The following is a 20,316-nucleotide window of genomic DNA, read 5'->3' as shown; positions in this document are numbered from 1 at the left end:
ATTGCAATCTATTTAAGCCTAGCAAGTTAAGAACCGTCCCCACTTGCTACAAGTATAAGATTATCCAATACTTCAACAAGATTTCCTATTTCTGGCTTAGTAACATGGGCATCTACGCCTATAGCTTCTCCTTTATTTTTCATTGAATCAGATATTATAGATGAAAAAACAACTACGGGAATTGTTGATAATTTTCTATCATCTTTTATTAGTTTAGTTAAGTGATGTCCATCCATTTGAGGCATCTCTATATCCGTGATTACACAAGCAATCTTATCTAATATTTCATCTTTTTCACTTTCTCTAATATTTTTCAAAATATCCCAAGCTTCTTTGCCATTTTGGGTAGTTATAATATTAGAATAACCAGCCTTATGCAAAGCTTCAATAAGCATTTTAGTAAGCGTTTCAGAGTCCTCTGCTATTAATATAGGTTTTTTTCTCCTAACATCATAAGTCTTCTCCGTTATTTCTGAAAGCTTAATCCCAACACTAGGGCTTATATCTAAAAGTATTTTCTCAAAATCAAGCATAATAATCAATTTATCTTTTATATTTACTATACCTGTTGCAATACTATCTTTACCACCATGAATAGTATCATCTGGTTTTTGAATTTCTTCCCAAGATACTCTATGTATACCTAATACAGAATGTACATGAAAAGCTACTATTATCTTGTTTAAATGACTTATAATAAAGAAAGTTTCATTCTCATTTTCTGTTTCAATATTTAAGTATTTAGGTAAATCTATGACTGTAATTACCTTTTCCCTTGGTTTAAATATACCTTTTATATAAGGATTGGCATTGGGTAAATGTGTGACTTCAGTATATGGTATAATCTCAACTACTTTAGCAATATTCATTCCAAAATGATTATCTCCAATTTTAAACTCGATAATTTCCAACTCATTTGTTCCACTTTCCAAGAGAATCCCTTTTTTGTTACTCATGTTTCTCCTCCTTTTGTTTTTATATATCAATTATAACATAATAATATATTTTATATAGATAAATAAGTTTTAATCTTAAAATTAGCATGCAGAAAATCAATGCTTAAATAAATATAAAAAAACTCCCCAATTGTAGTAGGGAAGTTTCTTAAATTAAAAATTAGCATGTTCTGTTCTACTGATTATTTCATCCTGTAATGCTTTTGTTAAGTCACAAAAATAATCGCTATAGCCAGCAACACGAACTATTAAATCTTTGTATTTTTCAGGCTCTTTTTGTGCATTTCTTAACGTATCTGCATTAACTACATTAAACTGTATATGATGCCCATCTAATTTAAAATAAGTCCTCACAAGGTGCATGAGGTTATTTAACCCTTCTTCACTCTCAAGAAGCTTAGGTGTAAATTTTTGATTCAATAATGTTCCACCCGTCTTTAAATGGTCCATCTTTGATGCTGATTTTATTACAGCAGTAGGTCCTAACCTATCTGATCCTTGCACTGGCGAAATGCCTTCTGAAAGTGGCTTATTAGCTTTTCTGCCATCAGGCGTTGCACCTATTACTGAACCAAAATAAACATGGCATGTAGTTGGTAACATATTAATTCTATACGAACCACCTTTTATAGTTTTTCTACCATTTACTTCATTATAAAATGATTCAAATATTTCTTTCATAATATTATCAGCATAATCATCATCATTACCGTACTTAGGAGTATTATTTAAAAACTTTAATCTTAGGTCTTCATATCCTTCAAAATTATTTTTTAATGCTTTAAGCATTTTGTCCATAGTAATATTCTTTTCATCAAATACATGTAGCTTTATAGAAGATAAGCTATCTGTTATAGTGCCTATGCCAACGCCCTGAATATACATTGTATTATATCTTGCTCCTCCTGCATTATAATCCTTACCTTTCTTGATGCAATCATCTACTATTATTGACAAGAAAGGTGCTGGCATATAATCTGCATATAACCTTTCAATTACATTATTACCCCGTATTTTTATCTCAATAAAATGGTGTAACTGTTTTTTATATGCTTCTAACAATTCATCAAAGGATTTAAAATCTCTAGGATCTCCTGTTTCTATCCCTATTTTTTTACCTGTACGTGGGTCTACTCCGTTATTTAAAGTTATCTCTAAAACCTTAGTTAAATTAAAATATCCAGTTAGTATATAACTTTCTTTTCCAAAAGCTCCTGTTTCTACACAACCACTTGTACCACCACATCTTGCGTCCTCTAATGATTTACCTTGTCTTAACATCTCTTCTATCACTGCATCTGCATTGAATATAGATGGCTGACCCCATCCTTTTCTAATTATTTTACAAGCTCTTTTTAAAAATCTATCTGGATTTTTTTTGCTAAGTTGTATATTTGAGCTTGGTTGAAGCAATCTCATCTCATCTATAACATCAAGCATCATATAACTAACATCATTTACTCCATCACTTCCATCTGCTTTTAACCCTCCACAGTTTATATTAGCAAAATCAGTATAAGTAGCACTTTCTTGTAATGTGATTCCAACCTTAGGTGGAGCAGGCTGATTATTAAATTTTATCCAAAAACACTGTAGAAGTTCTTTAGCTTTTTCAGGATTAAGACTACCATCTTTTAGTCCTTTCTTATAAAACGGATATAAATGTTGATCAAGTCTTCCTGGATTAAATGAATCCCACGTATTTAATTCTGTAATAACTCCAATATGAACAAACCAATACATTTGAAGAGCTTCCCAAAAATCCCTTGGAGCATTAGCAGGGACGTGCTTACATACTTCAGCTATTTTAAAAAGCTCTCTTTTTCTTTTAGAGTCTTTCTCTACTGCTGCTAGTTCTAGTGCTTTTTCAGCATGTCTTTCAGCATATCTTATAATTGCATCAGCACATATAAGCATAGCTTTTAATTGCTCTTGTTTATGGTAAGCTTCAACGTCATTATTATAATCAATGTTTTCCAAACTATTTTGTATATCCTTTTTAAAATCTAAAAAACCCTTTTTATAAATCTTTCCATCAGCAACAGTATGTCCTGGTGCTCTTTGTTCCATAAATTCTGTAAAAACACCTGCTTCATAACAGTCCTTCCACTCGTCAGTCATTTCACTAAATATTTTGCTGCGAATAGATCTATTTTCCCAATAAGGTATTATCTCCTCTTCTTGAACTTTTTTTACTTCATCGCTTACATAAAAATTTATTTTTTCTCTATCATTTATCACATTTAAATCTTCAATAGTATGACAACATAACTCTGGATAAGTAGGTGTAGCTTTCGGTTTTTCTCCTCTTTCTCCTACAATCAATTCTCCATCATTAATACATATAGTTTTATTTTCCATTAAGTTCTTAAAGGTTAACGCACGAAGAACAGGGATAGAAACAATCCCTTGATATTTCTTATAGGTCTCAGTAACTAATTTTGCCCTTTCAATTGATATGGAAGGCACTGCGTCTAAACTATTTCGTCTTAAATTTGCTACTCTCTCATTCATTTAAACTACCCCCCTAATTTGACATTTAAATTATAATTCTTTAGCTTGCCTAAAATTTGATTTATCTTGTTAGTATCGGGCTCTGACAATCCTGATAACTTATACGTTTTTCTAAGTCTATAATATTTATCCACAGCTATGCTGTGATAAGGTAATATATTTACCTGCTCAATTCTTAGTTTAGATAAAAATTCACCTGTTTTGTCTATATTATCATCATCATCGTTAATACCTGGGATAATAGGAATTCTTACAAATATTCTATTCCCATTTTTAGATAATTTTTCTAAATTTTTTAGTATAATATCGTTTGATACACCTATATATTTCTTGTGTTTAGCATTATCAATAATCTTGACATCATATAAAAATAAATCCGTTTTTGATGCTATAACCTCTAGTCTCTCCCATGAAGTATATCCACAAGTATCAATAGCAGTATGTATCTCTGATTTTTTACATGCTTCAAGCAAACTATCTAAAAATTCAAACTGTAATAGGGGTTCACCACCAGAAAAAGTAACTCCTCCTCCTGACTCGTCATAAAAAATTACATCCTTCTCAATTTCCTTCATTAAATTTGTAACTGATATAGTTCTTCCTACAAGTTCCAAAGCATTCGCAGGACACTTATTTATACATTCTCCACATAATGTACACTTTTTATCATCTATTAATGGCTTTCCATTACTAAAAATAATAGCTTCTTCATTACAATTTTTAAAACATGTGCCACAATGAACACATCTGTTTTCAATGTACATTATTTCCTTATTTAAATTTTGACTCTCAGGATTATGACACCACCAGCAGCTCAAAGGGCAGCCTTTAAAAAATACAGTAGTACGAATACCTGGCCCATCATGTATAGAATATCTTTGAATATTAAAAATTGTTCCATCCACCTGTTTATCTCCCTTCAGTTAGTCAACATAATATTAATCTTTTTTATTAATCGATAGATGTCTGCTATCCTCAGGCGCAGAAAAGACCATAGGAGAGTGTATAGAGAGTAATTTCACTATTTTATTAGTATAATTATTCCAATTATGTGGTACCATTGAATTTATATGCCAACAATCACCAGGATACAATTCATATCTCTGGTTCTCTATAAAAACTGTTAAAATGCCTTCCAATACATATACAAATTCTTCCCCTTCATGAGAATATGTACTAACCTCTTCAATTTCCTCTCCTGGTAATACAGTTATAAGAGTAGCAGAAAATTTTTTACATTCCTTATGGTTTGTTAAGTTATAATATATAAATCTTGAATTTTCAATCAGTGAAACTTCTCTTTCATAACTTCTAATTATCCTTCCATTATTCTTAACTGGAGGTGCAAAAAAATAATTTAAATCTACATCAAGTGCATTAGCTATACTTTCTAAAGATGCAATAGCAACAGAAGTAAGTCCTCGCTCTAGTTGTGATAAATACCCTATTGATAAATCAGTTTTTTCACTTAAATCTTTTAAAGTCATTTTTTTTGAAGTCCTTAATTCTTTAATTTTTTCACCTAAATCGCCTGACATAAAAAATCACTCCTAAAATAATTAAATTTATTTGTGTAAATATTATATCATTTTCTATTTTCCTATGTCAGCGACTATAATTTTTCGATACTGTCAAGTAAAAGTTGGCAAAATTATTATTTTTAAATTTAATCATCCAATTTTGCTGTTTTAATTATGTTTTTATGCCCGATAGGGCAAGAGTATTCTATTTATACTTTCTACAATTTTAAAAATAAATTTACATATACTTTACAATGATTTCAAAATTGTTATTCTATAATACTAGACTTATGATTATAGAATAACAATAAGTCTGAGAGCCCTATTTTTAGGTCTAATTCTATTTATTCATCAGTATTAATGCTCTATTATGTTGTATTTTTTTAGGCTTATATTAGAGCATAGGTATCGTATGTTAGCTTATTCTTTTAAGTTATATAATATATTAGATATTAAAAACTTAGGTTCATTTGACTTGCACATTTGCAACCTAACATGTCCTTTATGGCTTTTCTTCCGTTAGTTACTGAACATTGACTAAATGGCATGCTTGCTCTTTTGTGTTTGTATATCTTGCTTTTCTTTGGCTTTTTATTTACTTCTGCTGCTGTTAATCCTACTTTTTCTATTATTTCTTCAAGCTTTTCTTCTTTTATTTCTTTGTTCAGTAGTGATTTTATTGTTGTTGCTAATTCTTTGCTTGCTTTTTCTGCTAGTATCTTGGCTAAGTTACTGGCTCCTTGTATTGACCAACTTGTTTTATTCCCTTTCATCCTTTGTGCTAATATATCACATATGCTATGTTCCATTGTTCCTAGATTTCTATATTTAATTCCTTCTGGTGGTTGCGGCATATTTATGTCTGGGCGAAGTTTGTAGAGCACTATCCCTTCTTTGTTGTTTACTAGGTAATTATATAGTGCCTGTAATTTCTTCATTTTCTTTTGATTATCATTGTTTTCTATCATTAGTTTTGTTATCATTTCTAATCCTTCTTCTATGTTACCATTGCTTAGTTTCTTTATTATTTCTTTTGCCTTTTTCTTATCTTCTATGTTCTTAAGTACTGCTTGATTTCTATGAAATGGATCTAATTGAAAGTGTGAATTGTCTTCTTTTATAACTTCTTTTATCCAGTTTGCTCCATCTCCATTTACTATTTTTGTTTCTATTTCGTCAGTATTATATTGTTTCGCTATTTTGGCTTGTCTTAGTTTTCTAAATTCTTTACTACTTCCAAAGCTTGCATATGCTTTTTTGTTCTTTAGTACATATCTATCTTTTTTCTCATGCTTCTTCTCCCAGCCTTCATAAAAAATTCCTAATTTTAGTTCTTTTTTCTCTTTTCCCTTAGTCTTTTTATCTTTACCTTGGATATTTATCCACACTCCATCCATTTCTTCAAACAATATTTTTGTTTCTTTTTTGCCTTGTAATTTTTCTTCGTTGTTTAATTTTATTTCGTGTTTTTCTTTTTGTTTTAGTTGTTCTCCTAAGTTTTGTATTATGTTCCAAGCTGCTGAATGACTTATACTTTGGTTTGTCATTTCTGTTATTTTATTTGCTGTTTTTCTATATGATTCATCTGTTGCTAGATCTACTATTTTTTCTACTAGATTTGTAGATATATGTCCTATGGTTTCCATTTTTAAGTATTCATCTAAAAGGCATTTGTAACCTCTTTTACCCTCTTGTGTAGTATATTGATATATTCTACGTTTATATTCAATTTCGCCCATTATTGTTTTTATGGTAGTTTTCTTTAATCCTTTATTTCTATATTCTTCTTTATCTCTTTCTTTCATTAATTTATTATCTAATTTTTCTAATAGCTCTACGAGCATTTCACATGCCTGTCGGCATACAAGCTTATATATAATTTTCTCTAAGTTCTTGAAATTAATTTCTTTTTCATCTAAACTTATATTATACATGTAATCATCCCTTTTATAGTTTTCTTATTAATTACTATTATATTGGATGATTCATATATGTTAAAGGTGCTTTCGGGCATCTTTTTCATTTTTGTTGTTTTTGCCTACTAAAATTATACTCTAAGAATTTTTCTTTTTATTATTATATTATTCTATATATACTTAAATAATCCTTCTAAAATTTTAATATTACTTAAATTATTTGAAGAAATTGCATAACTATTGTAGTGTCGAAATTTTACTTAAAAATACTCTGGAAAACCAGAGTATTAATTATCTTTCATAAAAGGATATTCATATTTTTTAGGTGGAACAAAAGTTTCTTTAATAAGCATTGGGCTCATCCACCTTATAAGATTTAGCTTGCTTCCAGCTTTATCATTGGTCCCTGAAGCTCTTGCACCTCCAAAAGGTTGCTGTCCTACTACAGCTCCTGTTGGTTTATCATTTATATAAAAATTACCTGCTGCATATCTCAATTTTTCTTCCATTTGAATTATAACTTCTCTATCTCTAGCAAAAATTCCGCCTGTTAGGCCATAAGGTGAAGTTTCGTTACAAAGCTTCAATGTTTCCTCAAAATCTTTATCTTCATAAACATATATGGTTATTACAGGACCGAATATTTCTTCTTCCATAGTTTTAAATCTAGGATTTTGTGTTACTATTACAGTTGGTTCAATAAAATAACCTATGCTATCATCACATTTGCCACCACAAATAACCTCAGCTTCACTTGAGTTCTTCGCAAAATCTATATATGATTTAATTTTGTCAAATGATTCTTTATCAATAACTGCACTAACAAAATTTGTGAAATCCTCTACATCTCCCATCTTAATAGTAGAGATTTCATTTATTAATCTTTCTTTTACTTTGTTCCAAATACTACTTGGTATATACGCTCTAGATGCAGCAGAACATTTTTGTCCTTGAAATTCGAAAGCCCCTCTAACTATAGCTGTAACAAGTGCATTTATATCAGCAGAATTATGAGCAAAAATGAAGTCTTTTCCTCCCGTTTCCCCTACAAGTCTTGGGTAACTCCTATATTTATCAATATTTTGTCCTACTGTTTTCCATAAATGTTTAAATACTTTTGTTGAACCTGTAAAATGTATACCTGCTAACCATTCATTTTCTAAAATAGTATCAGATATTTCACTGCTTTCTCCAGGAATAAAGTTGATTACTCCATCAGGCAGACCTGCTTCTTGTAAAAGTTTCATTACAAAATAATTTGAATACACAGCTGTTCTTGAAGGTTTCCAAACCACTGTATTACCAGCCATAGCAGGTGCTATACCTAAATTCCCTCCAATTGAAGTAAAATTAAAAGGTGTTATAGCAAATACAAAACCTTCTAATCCTCTGTATTCAACAACATCAACATAATCCTTAGTATACTCTGGCTGATCTTTATATATTTCTGACATAAAGTATGCATTGAATCTTAAAAAATCAATTAACTCACAAGCGGAATCTATCTCTGCTTGAAAAATTGTCTTACTCTGTCCAAGCATAGTTGCGGCATTTAAAGTGTCCCTCCAAGGCCCAGATAATAGTTCAGCAGCTTTTAAAAATATTGAAGCTCTATGCCTCCAATCCATACTCTCCCATTTCCTTCTTGCCTTTAAAGAAGCTTCAATAGCCATTTCCGCTTCTCTTTTCCCTGCTTTATGGTAAGTAGCAAGAACATGATTCTTATTATGAGGAATTACACACTTACCAATATTTCCCGTTTTAACTTCTTTCCCTCCAATGATAAGAGGTATCTCAATTTGCTTACTCCTTAACTCTTCAAGCTTTTGTTTAATCCTTTTTCTCTCCGTACTCCCCGGAGAATAAGACCTCACTGGTTCATTACATGGTTTTTTTAACATAAAACAATTGTTTGACATATTACTCCTCCTTTTTGTTAAATTTAATGTTTAGGAAATTGCATATTTAAAATATTTCGTGAAATTTTGCAATTCCCTTAATTAAATTTTAATTATTTTAAAAATTATTTAGTTAATACATACTTATACTATAATTCTATTCATATATATGAAAATCCTTCTTAAAATTTAATTTTTTCTACACAACAGATGGTTCTAATACTAATTCTCCTCTTTCAAATCTGTCTTTATCAAGAGAGCTTACGTCTATAGTATTTTCCTCTCCAAGTATTTGTTCAGCTATTAATAATCCAGTTACAGGTCCTAACATAAATCCATGACCACTGAATCCAATAGCAAGATAAAAACCTTCAACTTCTTTAACTGGTCCTAATATAGGATGTTTATCTGGAGTCATATTATAAAGCCCAGCCCATTGTCTTACTATTCTTAATTTTCCTATTGGTGGTAATAATTCCGTTATTGTTTTACTCATCTCATCTAAGAACTTCCAACCAGATGTTATCCTCAAATCCTTTGGTTCAGTATCGTCTCCTCTACCCATGATAAATGTTCCATTTGGAGATTGCTGGCAATACACATTCAGTGCAAACCCCATAACCATAGGACCTAGCATTGGTTCAACAGGTTCCGTCACTAAAATCTGATGTCTTTCTGAATATACAGGCAAATCAATACCTACCATTTCACCTATCTGTTTTGAATACCCTCCTGCTGCATTTACAACAATCCTTGTGGATATTTCGCCTTTATCAGTTATCACCCCTTCAATCCTACCTTTATCCACCTTTATCCCTGTTACTACAGTATTAGTATATATCTTTACTCCAAGTCTTTTTGCTGCCTTTGCATAAGCGTCTGTTGTTAAAAAAGGGTTTAAATGTCCGTCATCTGGACAAAAAGTAGCACTTGTCACTAAATCAGTATTTAGATATGGCACAATCTTTTTAGCTTCCTCAGGAGTCAAAAACTCAACATTTATCCCTAATTGTTTTTCTAACTCAACATTCTTTTTAAACTGTTCATCTTCTTTAGAAGTAGACGCTACCATCAAGTAACCACTTTGTTTAAATTCAATATCCCTGTCATATTGAAGCTCTTCTACTGCATTTTCATAAAATTTTATGCTAGCCATAGATAATTTACAATTCATTTCCGTACCCCATTGTTGTCTAATACCAGCACCACACCTTCCAGTAGAACCACTAGCAAGAAAATTTTTTTCAATCACAGCAACATTTCTTACACCTTTTTTGGCAAGATTGTATGCTATAGAACATCCAGATATACCTCCACCAATTACTACAACATCTGCAGTATTAATCATTAGATTCACCTCCTCTAGCAGCTTTGGCAATAGCATCTAACTTTATACCTTTTACAGGAGGCCTCTTAGTAGCAGGTTTAAGCTCTGCTATATTTTTACCAGTCATAATTGATATTTCTCTTAATATGAGTTGTTCACAAGTTCTTCCTTGACATGGTCCCATACCTGCTCGAGTTATTCTTTTTATCTCATCGACACTTGTATATCCTTCTTTAATCAATTTTCTTATTTCCTTTAATGTTACATCCGAACATCTACAAATTATAGTTTCTTCTTCCTTTATTTCATTAGGTTCAACTTTTATATTTCTAAATTCATAAAGCAACTTTCTATCTACAGCTACGTGAATAACATTTGTCTTATCGAAGGATTTTGGAGATTGTACTTTTAATACTTTAACGTCTCCAATATATTCTCCTTTCCTATTTAACCCCTTAACTATATCTCCTTCATTAGGCAAAGGTAAAAACTCATAAGGAATTCTAAATATAACTTTATCTTCTGAATAACTTCCATCTACTACCATAATAGCTAATCCCGGGCATTTACTTATACACATTCCGCAACCATTACATATATCTGTATCAATTATAGGTCTATCATTTATATCGTCAAACTCTTTTATAGCTTTTCTTACACATACAGTCGAACAAGGATTACACGGTATTTTCTGATAACATTCTATGACTGCTACAGGTCCCTTATTAATCCTATCTTTAGATGGGAAAACTTCTCTTACCATTTCCATAGTTGGTACTCCAGTACTTTCTATCATTAAATAACACCTCCCATCAATTTTTCCATTCCTAACCTTATCTTGCTACCTGTAGGTCCAGAGCGTAGTGATTTTAACTGTCCTTTATAATTTTTTACTAATTCATCAAACCTTTCATGAATCCGCCCAATTTTTTTAGCTGCACAAAGTCCTACAAGATATCCTTCTACCATAGCACTACTTGCTTCTTCTATCCCAGAAACATCTCCTGCAACAAATATACCTTCTTTAGTAGTTTCATATTCTTCATTTCTTATAGGTACTTGTCCTCCTAGTTCAGGTATATACTTCATTTCGCATCCTGCCTGAAATAATAATTCGCTTAAAGGCGATAACCCTACAGAAATACACATAACATCAACATCAAATTCTTTTTCAGTCCCTATTATGGGCTTCCAATCCTCATTTAGTTCCCATATTATAGCTTTTTCAAGAAACCTTTCTCCTATTGCTTTCTTAACAGTATATCTAGTATAAATAGGTACTCCCATTCTTCTCACTTTAGCAGCATGTACTAAGTATCCTCCAATTCTAGGAGAAGCGTCTATTATTGCCACTACATCTACACCAGCTTGAAGCAGTTGATAGCTTACAATAAGTCCTATATTACCAGCTCCCACCATTAATGCCTTTTGACCTGGCATTACCCCGTAGACATTCATCAATGTTTGAACCGCCCCAGCTCCATATATGCCAGGCAAATCATTGTTAGGAAATGCTAATGTCTTTTCACTAGCTCCAGTGGCAATTACAGTAGCCTTGGATTTTAATTTTTCATATTTCCCTTTTAATTCCAATGTTATCATTCCGTCTTCATACATACCTAAAACTGTTGTATCATTAAGTATATAAACCCTATCTTTATATTTTTCAAGTTTATTTAGCAATATATTTGCTATATCAAATCCTCTAGTAGAAGCATATTGCTTTTCGGAACCAAAAAACATATGGGTTTGCTTAATTAACTGTCCTCCTAATCTTTTGTTTCTATCTATTAATACTACCTTTGCTCCTGCTTTAGCAGCACTAATAGCAGCACATAATCCAGCAGGACCTCCTCCAATAATAGCTACCTCACTATTAATCAAAATATTTCCCCCTTCCTTGTTGCGTCTCTATTACCATACCTTCTTTAAGCTCTGTTATACATGTTTTTACATTTGGTTCACCATTTACTATCATTTGACATGAAGAACAGTTTCCAATTGCACAATAAAAACCACGTGGGCGATGTGCATTTATACTCTCCCTTAAAACTTTTACTCCAGCTGCATGCAAAGCTGCAGCAATAGTTTCACCTTCATAGCCCTCCATTTCTTTTCCATCAAAGGTAAATTTGATTTTTCTTCCTCTCTTAAATTCCAAAATAGGATGTTTTTCAATTCTCAATAATATCCCCCTCTCCCACAACATTGTTGTTGAAATTATTGCAAATATTTCATAATATTCTTAATATTAAGTATAGCATATTTCATGCCAATTTTTTTAATGTTCTGAACCTTGATTTTTTAATATTTTTAACTTGCATAATTTTGTGAAAGTCAATTTTTTGATATATTTTTTTAATTTATCAATATTATAGCCGTCAATATATCGACGTAAAGCCCATATATTGACGGCTGATTGGTATTAAATTAGTTTATTTATAATCATTAATTTAACTATATTATTCCAAAGCAAAAGTGTATTTATAAAAAATTTAAAAATGTGAATATCAAAGTAATGACCAAATCACGAAAAGATTCCCATAAACATATTTTCATCACTTATTATACAATTTATTGTTTGAGGAAATTGCATAATTACTCTTTTTTACAGCAGAAAAAAAGAGTATAAAGCGATAGCTCATTGAAAATGAGATTTTAAATTTGATATTTATTTTAGAATAATGCAAAGAACCTCCTAAAATTATTCAATTTCCCCAATCACAAAACAACTTCCCTCTTCGTAAAATATATTTGTTTATTTCTACATAAAAAACATTTTCCTGTAAAACAAAAAACCCTACAATCAAATGTAGGGCACTGTTTTCTATCCTCGTTCATGGGAACATATTCATTTTACACAAAACCTCTATTTTCAATAAAATTTCAACATTTCCTAGCTGTGTTTTCTTTTAATCAATACTACTGACTCCACATGCATAGAGATTAGATTTTAGATTAAAAGAAAACACCTCATATGTTTAATTATACATCATATGTTTTGATAGAATGATGATGCTCATACAGAGAATTATTAGTTTTATGTAATAGTATATTTCTTAAAAGTGAGAAGTGTTTTAGATTGACTATTTTACAAATATAAAAAAATAATCACCGCAATAAAACTTTTTTTAATAATTAAGTTATCAACTATAATAATTCTCTTACTTGAACTATACCTTTTTTATTCTTCATATGGACTATTAAATCTTTTGGGCATCATGTTTAACATATCATTTAGAATTTCTTCATAACTTGATCTACTCTTAAAAAGTGGAAAATCCTTAAGTCTTTGCTGCCTTTTTAATGGATACTCATATGTAGTGTATTCCTTCCATGCCCAATCTATATTTCTTTTTACATACTGTTGCACATCTAATGGTATTTCTTCAAAATTCATACTACTGTCCACCCAACTTATAACATAACTTCTAAATTGCTCTGTAACTTTTCTACCCCATTCGTTTAATAATTCAATAGCTCTTGCTACTGCAATAATGTATAGTTCTCTTGGTATACCTTTTATTTTAGGTAGATATATATCAAAGCCTCTATTTTTTTCTCTTACATTACCAATTGCCATCAAGTGAGCCAAAATTTCAAATCTTATACTTCTGTTCTTAATTAACATATTAAATGCTGCATCATTAAGTTTAACTACATCTTGGCTTGTAGAGCAATTTCTACATAATGTAAAAAATAATTCTGCGACATCCTTTTCAAAATCAAGAGGTATTGATGTTTGATCTAGCAAAGCTCTAAATTTATCTAGAGATTCTGAAAAATTCTCCTTGGAAACAATTTCTTTCAATATTTTCAATTCAAAAGCACTGATTACTCTTTGTGTTGGAGGAATTTTAGGGTGGAACATATCATCAATTTGTTGATGTATTTTATAGGTGAATGTCTTTTCAACCAACTCGTACAGGAACTTTTCAAAAGCTTCTCTATTATCACACTTAGGGAAATAATCCTGTGGATTGACTAATTTTACATTATATTTGCTACACACATCATGTAATTCCTTACTATATGAGTATGCAATTAGGTATGAAGGTGGCAACTTTCCTTTGAATGATGAATTGATTTCTTCAAAGATCTTCCTTATATTATCATCTCTAAAACTGTATCCAATAAACAGAAGGCTCTTTCCTAATAAATCAGACCTTAGCCTTATATCAAGAAAGCAATCGTCATTAATCATCCTGTTTTCGTAGTCTTTCTGTGTAAAAACTACTGATTCTTCGTAAAAAAGGTCTCCATGAAACTTAATATACAAGTTTTCACCTGGTACAGATTGCGCCAAGTCGTCAAGAGTTACAATTTTCCTATATTCTCTACCATATTTTTCAAAACATTTTTCCATAACATTATCTTGATTAGTAGTATATATTAATTTTATACCAAGGCTCATTATTGCAATATGAGTAAATCCCTTCTTATCTTCAAACTTATCTATCAGTAGCTTTTCCTTTAAAAATTCACACAATCCCTTCTTCCCACGTTTGTTTATAAACTCTTGTGCAACTTCAAGGTGGTCGCTATATGAACTATTAATTTCATTTTTCATTTCTGCAACTAAACTGTCCCAGCCATAAGATAAATGTGGTATAGAACAACCTGCACCTATAAATGGAACAATTTTATGTTTTGCTGCCATTTTGGCTAAAGAATCTAGCACATAATCCATTATAATTCCCCCTCGTTTATATAAATGAATTTATATCTATAGTTAATTAATATCTTACTATATAATAAATTCTTTTTCATATTTCAAAGTAGGGCCAAATCCAGTCCTATCCATATACTCACCAGCTAGGTTTTCATATTCAATTCCTGCCTTTTGTACAAATTCTTTTGGCTGAACATTTGGTATAGAAAGCGATATTTCAGCCTTATATTTTCCTGAACTATATCCAGAACCTTTATTACTAAATACTCCAAAGTCAAAACAACCATCATTTACTTCAGCCTTACTTTGGCCTTGTAATTTACCATTCATATCTCTTACTGATAGCATCAGAATAGCTTTATCAAATAAGTTAGTTTTCCCTTTTATCCTAAATGTATTATCAGAATTCTTACAGATATCAACATCAAATTCAACAATAAGAGCATTTGGATTTAACGGTAATGTTGATCTATATTGATAATCGTTTTTAGATCTATTTTGTGGGTCAATTCTATTAAAATCTGCCTCAGTAACATTCAGTCTTTTCATCCATTTTGAACTTTTATGATCGATAATATCAACATGTTTTTTAGCATATTGAAAACATTGAAATATTTGATAATGTTTTGCTCTTTCATTTAAATCATTTCTTTTTACCCATAATTGAATTTTATCAAGTTGTAAAGCCACCTGTTGATAATTATCTAAATAATCATCGAATTCTTTATTTTTTGAACGTCCAAACTCGCCAAATAACATAAATGCTTCATGTATAGTTTTTTTGTGCTTATTAACTATCGAAGCAAATTCATTTATACCCATAGATTGAAAGGCAGTATAAAGATTATTATATATCGTTTTTATGTTTGAATACACCTTTTCATAATAGACATAAAGATTTTTATCATCATCAAAAACATATTGTGAATAATAATCTGCCAATGTACTATACGACTTGCTATGATCCCAATAATATCCATTACCATCAGGCTTTCCGATTGGTAGCGGTCTAAATTTATCGTCTAACTTGTCACTTATCCATTGTCCTCTTAAAATCCAGTTATTCATTATATAGTCGTCGCCATTTTTAGCAATATATATCCAGACAACATCATTATTTTCTGTATATTTATCAATTATGGATTTACCAATTTGTTTTATTTGGTGAATTTGTAGTGTTTTCTCCAATACTATTTTTATAGATATACGTTTGACTGCTAAATGTGAAATATCTTTTACCTCTACTATGCTAAATGTACCATCTATATTTAAATTTTCACTTTTATACTTTTCTTTTATATAATCAGCAACTGATGGTAGCTCTGGATATATTATAGGTTTATTAATTCCATAGTGCTCATCTAATTCTCTTTTGACAGATAATTTATATTCATATGGAATTCTAATTACCCTAACTGGACACACTTTATCTAAGGGTTTTATTTTCTTTTGGATTACACCATTAATAACCTCATTTCCACACACTGCAAATGTTCCTTTTTGATTAAACAAGCGACTATTAGTATTTTTTAAAGCTTCAGTATATTCTACAAAAGCAGGTTCCTGTACCATTAACAGTATTTCTTCCTCTGATATATTATCTTCATAATACTTCGTATAAGTTTTTTTAATCTCATTAATGCTATAATCACTTAAAGTTGCTAAAAGTGCAAGTAATCTAACATGTTTACTATGTAGTGGATGCTCTTTTTGTATAAATACATAAACATTTCCTGAATATTTATCATTAGTATTTTGTACTGCAAAAAACAGCGCAATCAAAGGATTAACAGTTACATCAATTAATCTAGTGGGTATTCCATAATGTTGCATTTTTGATAATCGTTCAATTGGCGAATTAAAAACTTCAAATTCGTCTCGTTTCATACTAATTGTTTCAGCATATATTAAATGCTCATTCTGATAATATCCTATATCTCGAGAAATGCTGGAAGTAATAGTACTGTATTTCTCTGATTGCCCACGAAAAAAGACCCCGCTGTATACTTTGTACCTTTCCAAAAGCTTTAAAAATTGCTTAACATTACTTGCTTGCTCCATCTTCCTAGTTCCCCCTTAACTTTTATAGGATTAGCTCGTTGCAAAATACTACAACTAGCATAAATACTACATTTAAATCTATTGAAATGGATGGTTTTCCCCCATTTTTGGGTATATATATAATAAGAAATTGTTAATAACTCAAAGAAAGGAGAAAACCATGCCAGTTCAAGCTAAACAATTAAACTTTTGTGATATTTCTTCTGATTTTGATAATTTTTTTTATCAAAATCAAAGTGATTTACTTTCTTTATTTGATCAATTTATTGATATTTCTAAGTTTATTCCTTTTTCTTTTTATCAAAGGTATTATTCTAATAAAGGTACTAATAGAGATTTTTCTCTTGAGTCTATGCTTTTAGCTTTTGTTCTTAAAAATATTTTATCTATCCCTACTATTGACCTTTTAATTTCTTTTTTACATATTTCTTCTGAGATGCGTAGCTTTTGTGGTTTCCTTAGAATTCCTCATAAGTCACAGTTCTCTAGGTTTAAATCTACTTTCTCTGATGAGTTAAGAGAAATGTTTCATTGTCTTGTTGATGTCACTGATGAATTAGCTAAAGATGTTAGCCCTTTTCTTTCTTCTATTTTAATTACTGATACTACTGGCTTTGAACCTTATGTGACTGAAAATAATCCTAAGTTTTACCAGTCTCAGCTACGTAAAGCGAAAGCTTATGATAAATCTATTAATAAAGGTAATCCTAATTCTAATTTTGATATCGAAAAATATGCTCAAAGTCTAATGCCTAAATCGGCATCTTCTAATAAAGACGCTAAGTTTTGTTACCTTAATGGTCATTTTGGTTATTATCAAAAAGCTGTTATTTCTACTAATGGTTTTGGCCTTATTAGAGATGTTAATTTTTATGACTCTGATAATAGTTTGTCTTTTGACCTTACTCCACAAGGGATTAAGGATTTATATGATGCTAAATCTCTAATTCCTTCTCTTGAAACTTTTTTTAGTATTCATCCTAATTTTAATTATAAATACTTTATTGGAGATTCTGGTTTTGATGCTGATGATAATTATGCTTATCTACATTCTAAAAATATTATGCCTATTATCAATATTAATCCTAGAAATTCCTCTAATTTACCTGAACCTGGTTTTAATGAACTTGGTGTTCCTCTTTGCCCTTTAGATCCTTCTTTACCTATGGTCTACGACGGTATTACTAGAGAAAAAGGTCGTGCTGATAGAATTAAGTATATCTGCCCTAAGGTAAAGAAAACCATTATAAATGGTAAAACTACCTATATTCTTAATTGTGATAATCCCTGCACCAAGTCAAAATGTGGGCGGATTAAACAACTTACTATCCATCATAGTTACAGATTTAATGCTTCTTTTCCTCGCGATAGCTTGAAATGGATTTTACTTTTCAAGCGAAGGACCATTATTGAAAGGTCTATATCGCAAATTAAAAATTTTATGCAGTTAAAAGTTACAAAAGTTCGTAATACAGTTTCCTTGAAATCTGATATTTTATTGGCTTGTATATCTCAATTAATTGCTTTCATACTTCTGTTTAAAACTCAAGAAAATCACGATAATCCTCTAGCGATAAAAACATTAATAGCATAATTTGAACATAATTGAATATTGATAAAAATTAAAGGTTTAATTAACCTTCGGTTTCTTATGCTCTTTTTTGTGGATTTTCTTATGCTATCGCATCTTTTATCTTGTTTTTCTGTGGATAAGTTCATTTTTTTATTCTGCAACTACCTATTTTATAGGATTCTTCTAAGCCTCTAAAAAACTTAAAAATTTTAGTAGTGTGTACTCTTCTTAATCCAGCTAACTAATAATATATCAACAAAATTGTATTATTCTACTTATTCAAAATTCCTATCACCTTTGAAGAATATTCATCCCAATATTTATTATCAATTTCAATATTATGTAACCAATAATACATCATAATTAATTCCAGCTCTTGCTTCTTTCCTCCGATAAATGGTTTATTTGATATCTTTGTGTAAACTGAATCAAGATTGAATAGATTTTTCTTTTGCTTATAGTCATAGTCATATTTAAAATAAGGTATGTCAGATTTTTTCTTATGAGAAGATGGCCATTTATCTTTTAAATCATAAAATCTTTCAACATAAAAGTTTGCAAACGCAGGAATACTAATACCATATTTTGCTTTTGTTTCTTCTATCCAATCATCTATTGCCTGTGTAAAAAAGTAACTGAGAATATTTTGTATACTTCTCACTCAGCACCCTATGATGGCCCTTTATAAATCTATATATCATATCTGCTTGATTTTTTAAAAAAGGGTATTTTTTAATTAATTTTGAATAGCATTCATAAGAAATATTTCTAAACTCATGCTCTTCGCTATAAAAAAGAAAAATATCTTCTCCCTCAAGGACTCTACCGATATTTCGATGCATGTATTTCCCATACTCATCATACATAGTGACAAGCCAATCTTGAATATACTTTTCATATTTTTGCAATTGCTTACAGTATTTTTAGAGTCGCTCATTATTAAGAATAGTATTCTAGTAAATCTCAGTAATATCTAAATAATGATTAAAATATTCAAATATGTAGTTTGTGCAAAGTTTATTAATATCAAATTCGTTTAGCTTGTCCTCTTTTTACGTTTAGCAATATATTCTTTAATAGTTAGCATATATTACGCCTCCAAAAAACAAAATATGGGTGCAACTATTACTAAATAGCTACACCCATATTATACCATATTGTTTTTATAATTTTCTAACATATTTAGTTATAATTTCTCCCTACCCACTACCCCCGTCTTCAAAACAAACTCCACTTCAACCAATGATATAACTCTTATCTCTTCCACTAATCCCCCAAACAATTCTTCATCAAATCTCTTTATCATTTCATGTCCATTTAGTATTTTCTCTATCTTCCTAACCCTTGAATAATTATTTTTACACTCCATTTCAGTTTTAGTGTATGCTAAACGCTGGCTTCTTAAATTCTCCATCTCCAAAATCAGTCTGTTGTATTCTTCATCATAAATATCCCTGTCTATACTACTTCTAGAATTTAGTCTTACTAGATTTGTAATCTGTTCTTTAAGCATTTCAAGTTTTGAATCAATTATATTTAGTTCTTCATCATTTTTATTTTCATTTAAAACCTTTTCAATGTTGTCCGTCATTTTCTTTATAAAACCATCACTATCTTTAATTACCTTATTAGCTACCCTAATAAACGCTGCTTTTAATTTTTCCTCGTCTACTTCTTTCATGCTACAAGCTTCAGAGCCATTTTCATCTCTAGTTTTGCAGTTCCAAACATACTTCTTATACTTATTGGTAGGTCCCCATCGTTTTCTTCTATAAACTGCGCCACAACTCCCATACATATCACAGGGACGGTTCCAGCATATCACAGGCATATCACGGGGACAGTTCCTGTGTTTTAAAAATAAGCTCTTTTGGTTCCC

Annotated in this window: 15 protein-coding genes; 1 reads left to right on the top strand and 14 read right to left on the bottom strand. The window is 30.4% G+C overall.

Annotated features, from left to right (window positions below):
* Positions 1-26 precede the first annotated feature (26 nt).
* The 12 genes from ACZ41D_RS05180 to ACZ41D_RS05125 all read right to left on the bottom strand — a co-directional run bounded on the left by ACZ41D_RS05180 (position 27) and on the right by ACZ41D_RS05125 (position 16,864).
* Entirely contained in the window at positions 27-956 is a 930-nt protein-coding gene (locus tag ACZ41D_RS05180; protein ID WP_464152860.1) for a chemotaxis protein, read from the bottom strand.
* Between the two features lie 153 nt (positions 957-1,109).
* Positions 1,110-3,470 (bottom strand): trans-4-hydroxy-L-proline dehydratase, encoded by a 2,361-nt coding sequence (gene hypD / locus ACZ41D_RS05175; protein WP_464152859.1) that lies wholly within the window; start codon positions 3,468-3,470, stop codon positions 1,110-1,112.
* A gap of 5 nt (positions 3,471-3,475) precedes the next feature.
* Positions 3,476-4,375: a trans-4-hydroxy-L-proline dehydratase activase gene (locus ACZ41D_RS05170; RefSeq protein WP_464152858.1), complete on the bottom strand. Its 900-nt coding sequence runs from the start codon at positions 4,373-4,375 to the stop codon at positions 3,476-3,478.
* 33 nt (positions 4,376-4,408) lie between these two features.
* A complete protein-coding gene (locus ACZ41D_RS05165) occupies positions 4,409-5,008 on the bottom strand; it encodes a helix-turn-helix domain-containing protein (RefSeq protein ID WP_464152857.1) in 600 nt (199 codons plus the stop codon).
* Between the two features lie 434 nt (positions 5,009-5,442).
* A complete protein-coding gene (locus ACZ41D_RS05160; protein ID WP_464150702.1) occupies positions 5,443-6,924 on the bottom strand; it encodes an ISLre2 family transposase in 1,482 nt (493 codons plus the stop codon).
* A gap of 269 nt (positions 6,925-7,193) precedes the next feature.
* Positions 7,194-8,825 (bottom strand): L-glutamate gamma-semialdehyde dehydrogenase, encoded by a 1,632-nt coding sequence (gene pruA, locus ACZ41D_RS05155; protein ID WP_464152856.1) that lies wholly within the window; start codon positions 8,823-8,825, stop codon positions 7,194-7,196.
* Between the two features lie 178 nt (positions 8,826-9,003).
* Entirely contained in the window at positions 9,004-10,152 is a 1,149-nt protein-coding gene (locus ACZ41D_RS05150) for an NAD(P)/FAD-dependent oxidoreductase (protein WP_464152855.1), read from the bottom strand.
* Positions 10,145-10,927 carry a (2Fe-2S)-binding protein gene (locus ACZ41D_RS05145; protein ID WP_464152854.1) on the bottom strand — a complete coding sequence of 261 codons (783 nt, stop codon included), beginning with the start codon at positions 10,925-10,927 and terminating at the stop codon, positions 10,145-10,147. Before ACZ41D_RS05145 ends, ACZ41D_RS05150 begins: the two co-directional genes overlap by 8 nt.
* Entirely contained in the window at positions 10,927-12,015 is a 1,089-nt protein-coding gene (locus ACZ41D_RS05140; RefSeq protein WP_464152853.1) for an NAD(P)/FAD-dependent oxidoreductase, read from the bottom strand. The genes ACZ41D_RS05145 and ACZ41D_RS05140 overlap by 1 nt, the downstream gene beginning before the upstream one ends.
* Positions 12,008-12,316 (bottom strand): (2Fe-2S)-binding protein, encoded by a 309-nt coding sequence (locus ACZ41D_RS05135; protein WP_464152852.1) that lies wholly within the window; start codon positions 12,314-12,316, stop codon positions 12,008-12,010. Before ACZ41D_RS05135 ends, ACZ41D_RS05140 begins: the two co-directional genes overlap by 8 nt.
* A 999-nt stretch (positions 12,317-13,315) precedes the next feature.
* Positions 13,316-14,821, bottom strand: coding sequence for an SIR2 family NAD-dependent protein deacylase (locus ACZ41D_RS05130; RefSeq protein WP_464152851.1), 1,506 nt, complete (start codon positions 14,819-14,821; stop codon positions 13,316-13,318).
* A 57-nt stretch (positions 14,822-14,878) separates the two neighbouring features.
* Positions 14,879-16,864, bottom strand: coding sequence for an FRG domain-containing protein (locus ACZ41D_RS05125; RefSeq protein WP_464152850.1), 1,986 nt, complete (start codon positions 16,862-16,864; stop codon positions 14,879-14,881).
* 160 nt (positions 16,865-17,024) lie between these two features.
* Here ACZ41D_RS05125 and ACZ41D_RS05120 point away from each other — a divergent pair, with 160 nt between their 5' ends.
* On the top strand, positions 17,025-18,458 hold the full coding sequence (locus tag ACZ41D_RS05120) for a transposase (protein ID WP_464152849.1): 1,434 nt from the start codon (positions 17,025-17,027) through the stop codon (positions 18,456-18,458).
* A 250-nt stretch (positions 18,459-18,708) separates the two neighbouring features.
* Here the strand turns inward: ACZ41D_RS05120 and ACZ41D_RS05115 are convergent, their stop codons facing one another.
* Both ACZ41D_RS05115 and ACZ41D_RS05110 read right to left on the bottom strand, forming a co-directional pair.
* Positions 18,709-19,098, bottom strand: coding sequence for a hypothetical protein (locus ACZ41D_RS05115; protein ID WP_464152848.1), 390 nt, complete (start codon positions 19,096-19,098; stop codon positions 18,709-18,711).
* A 525-nt stretch (positions 19,099-19,623) separates the two neighbouring features.
* Entirely contained in the window at positions 19,624-20,235 is a 612-nt protein-coding gene (locus ACZ41D_RS05110) for a recombinase zinc beta ribbon domain-containing protein (RefSeq protein WP_464152847.1), read from the bottom strand.
* Between the last annotated feature and the right edge of the window lie 81 nt (positions 20,236-20,316).

It is taken from the genome of Brassicibacter thermophilus (assembly GCF_055378355.1).
This window is presented reverse-complemented; position numbering and strand designations above follow the sequence as displayed.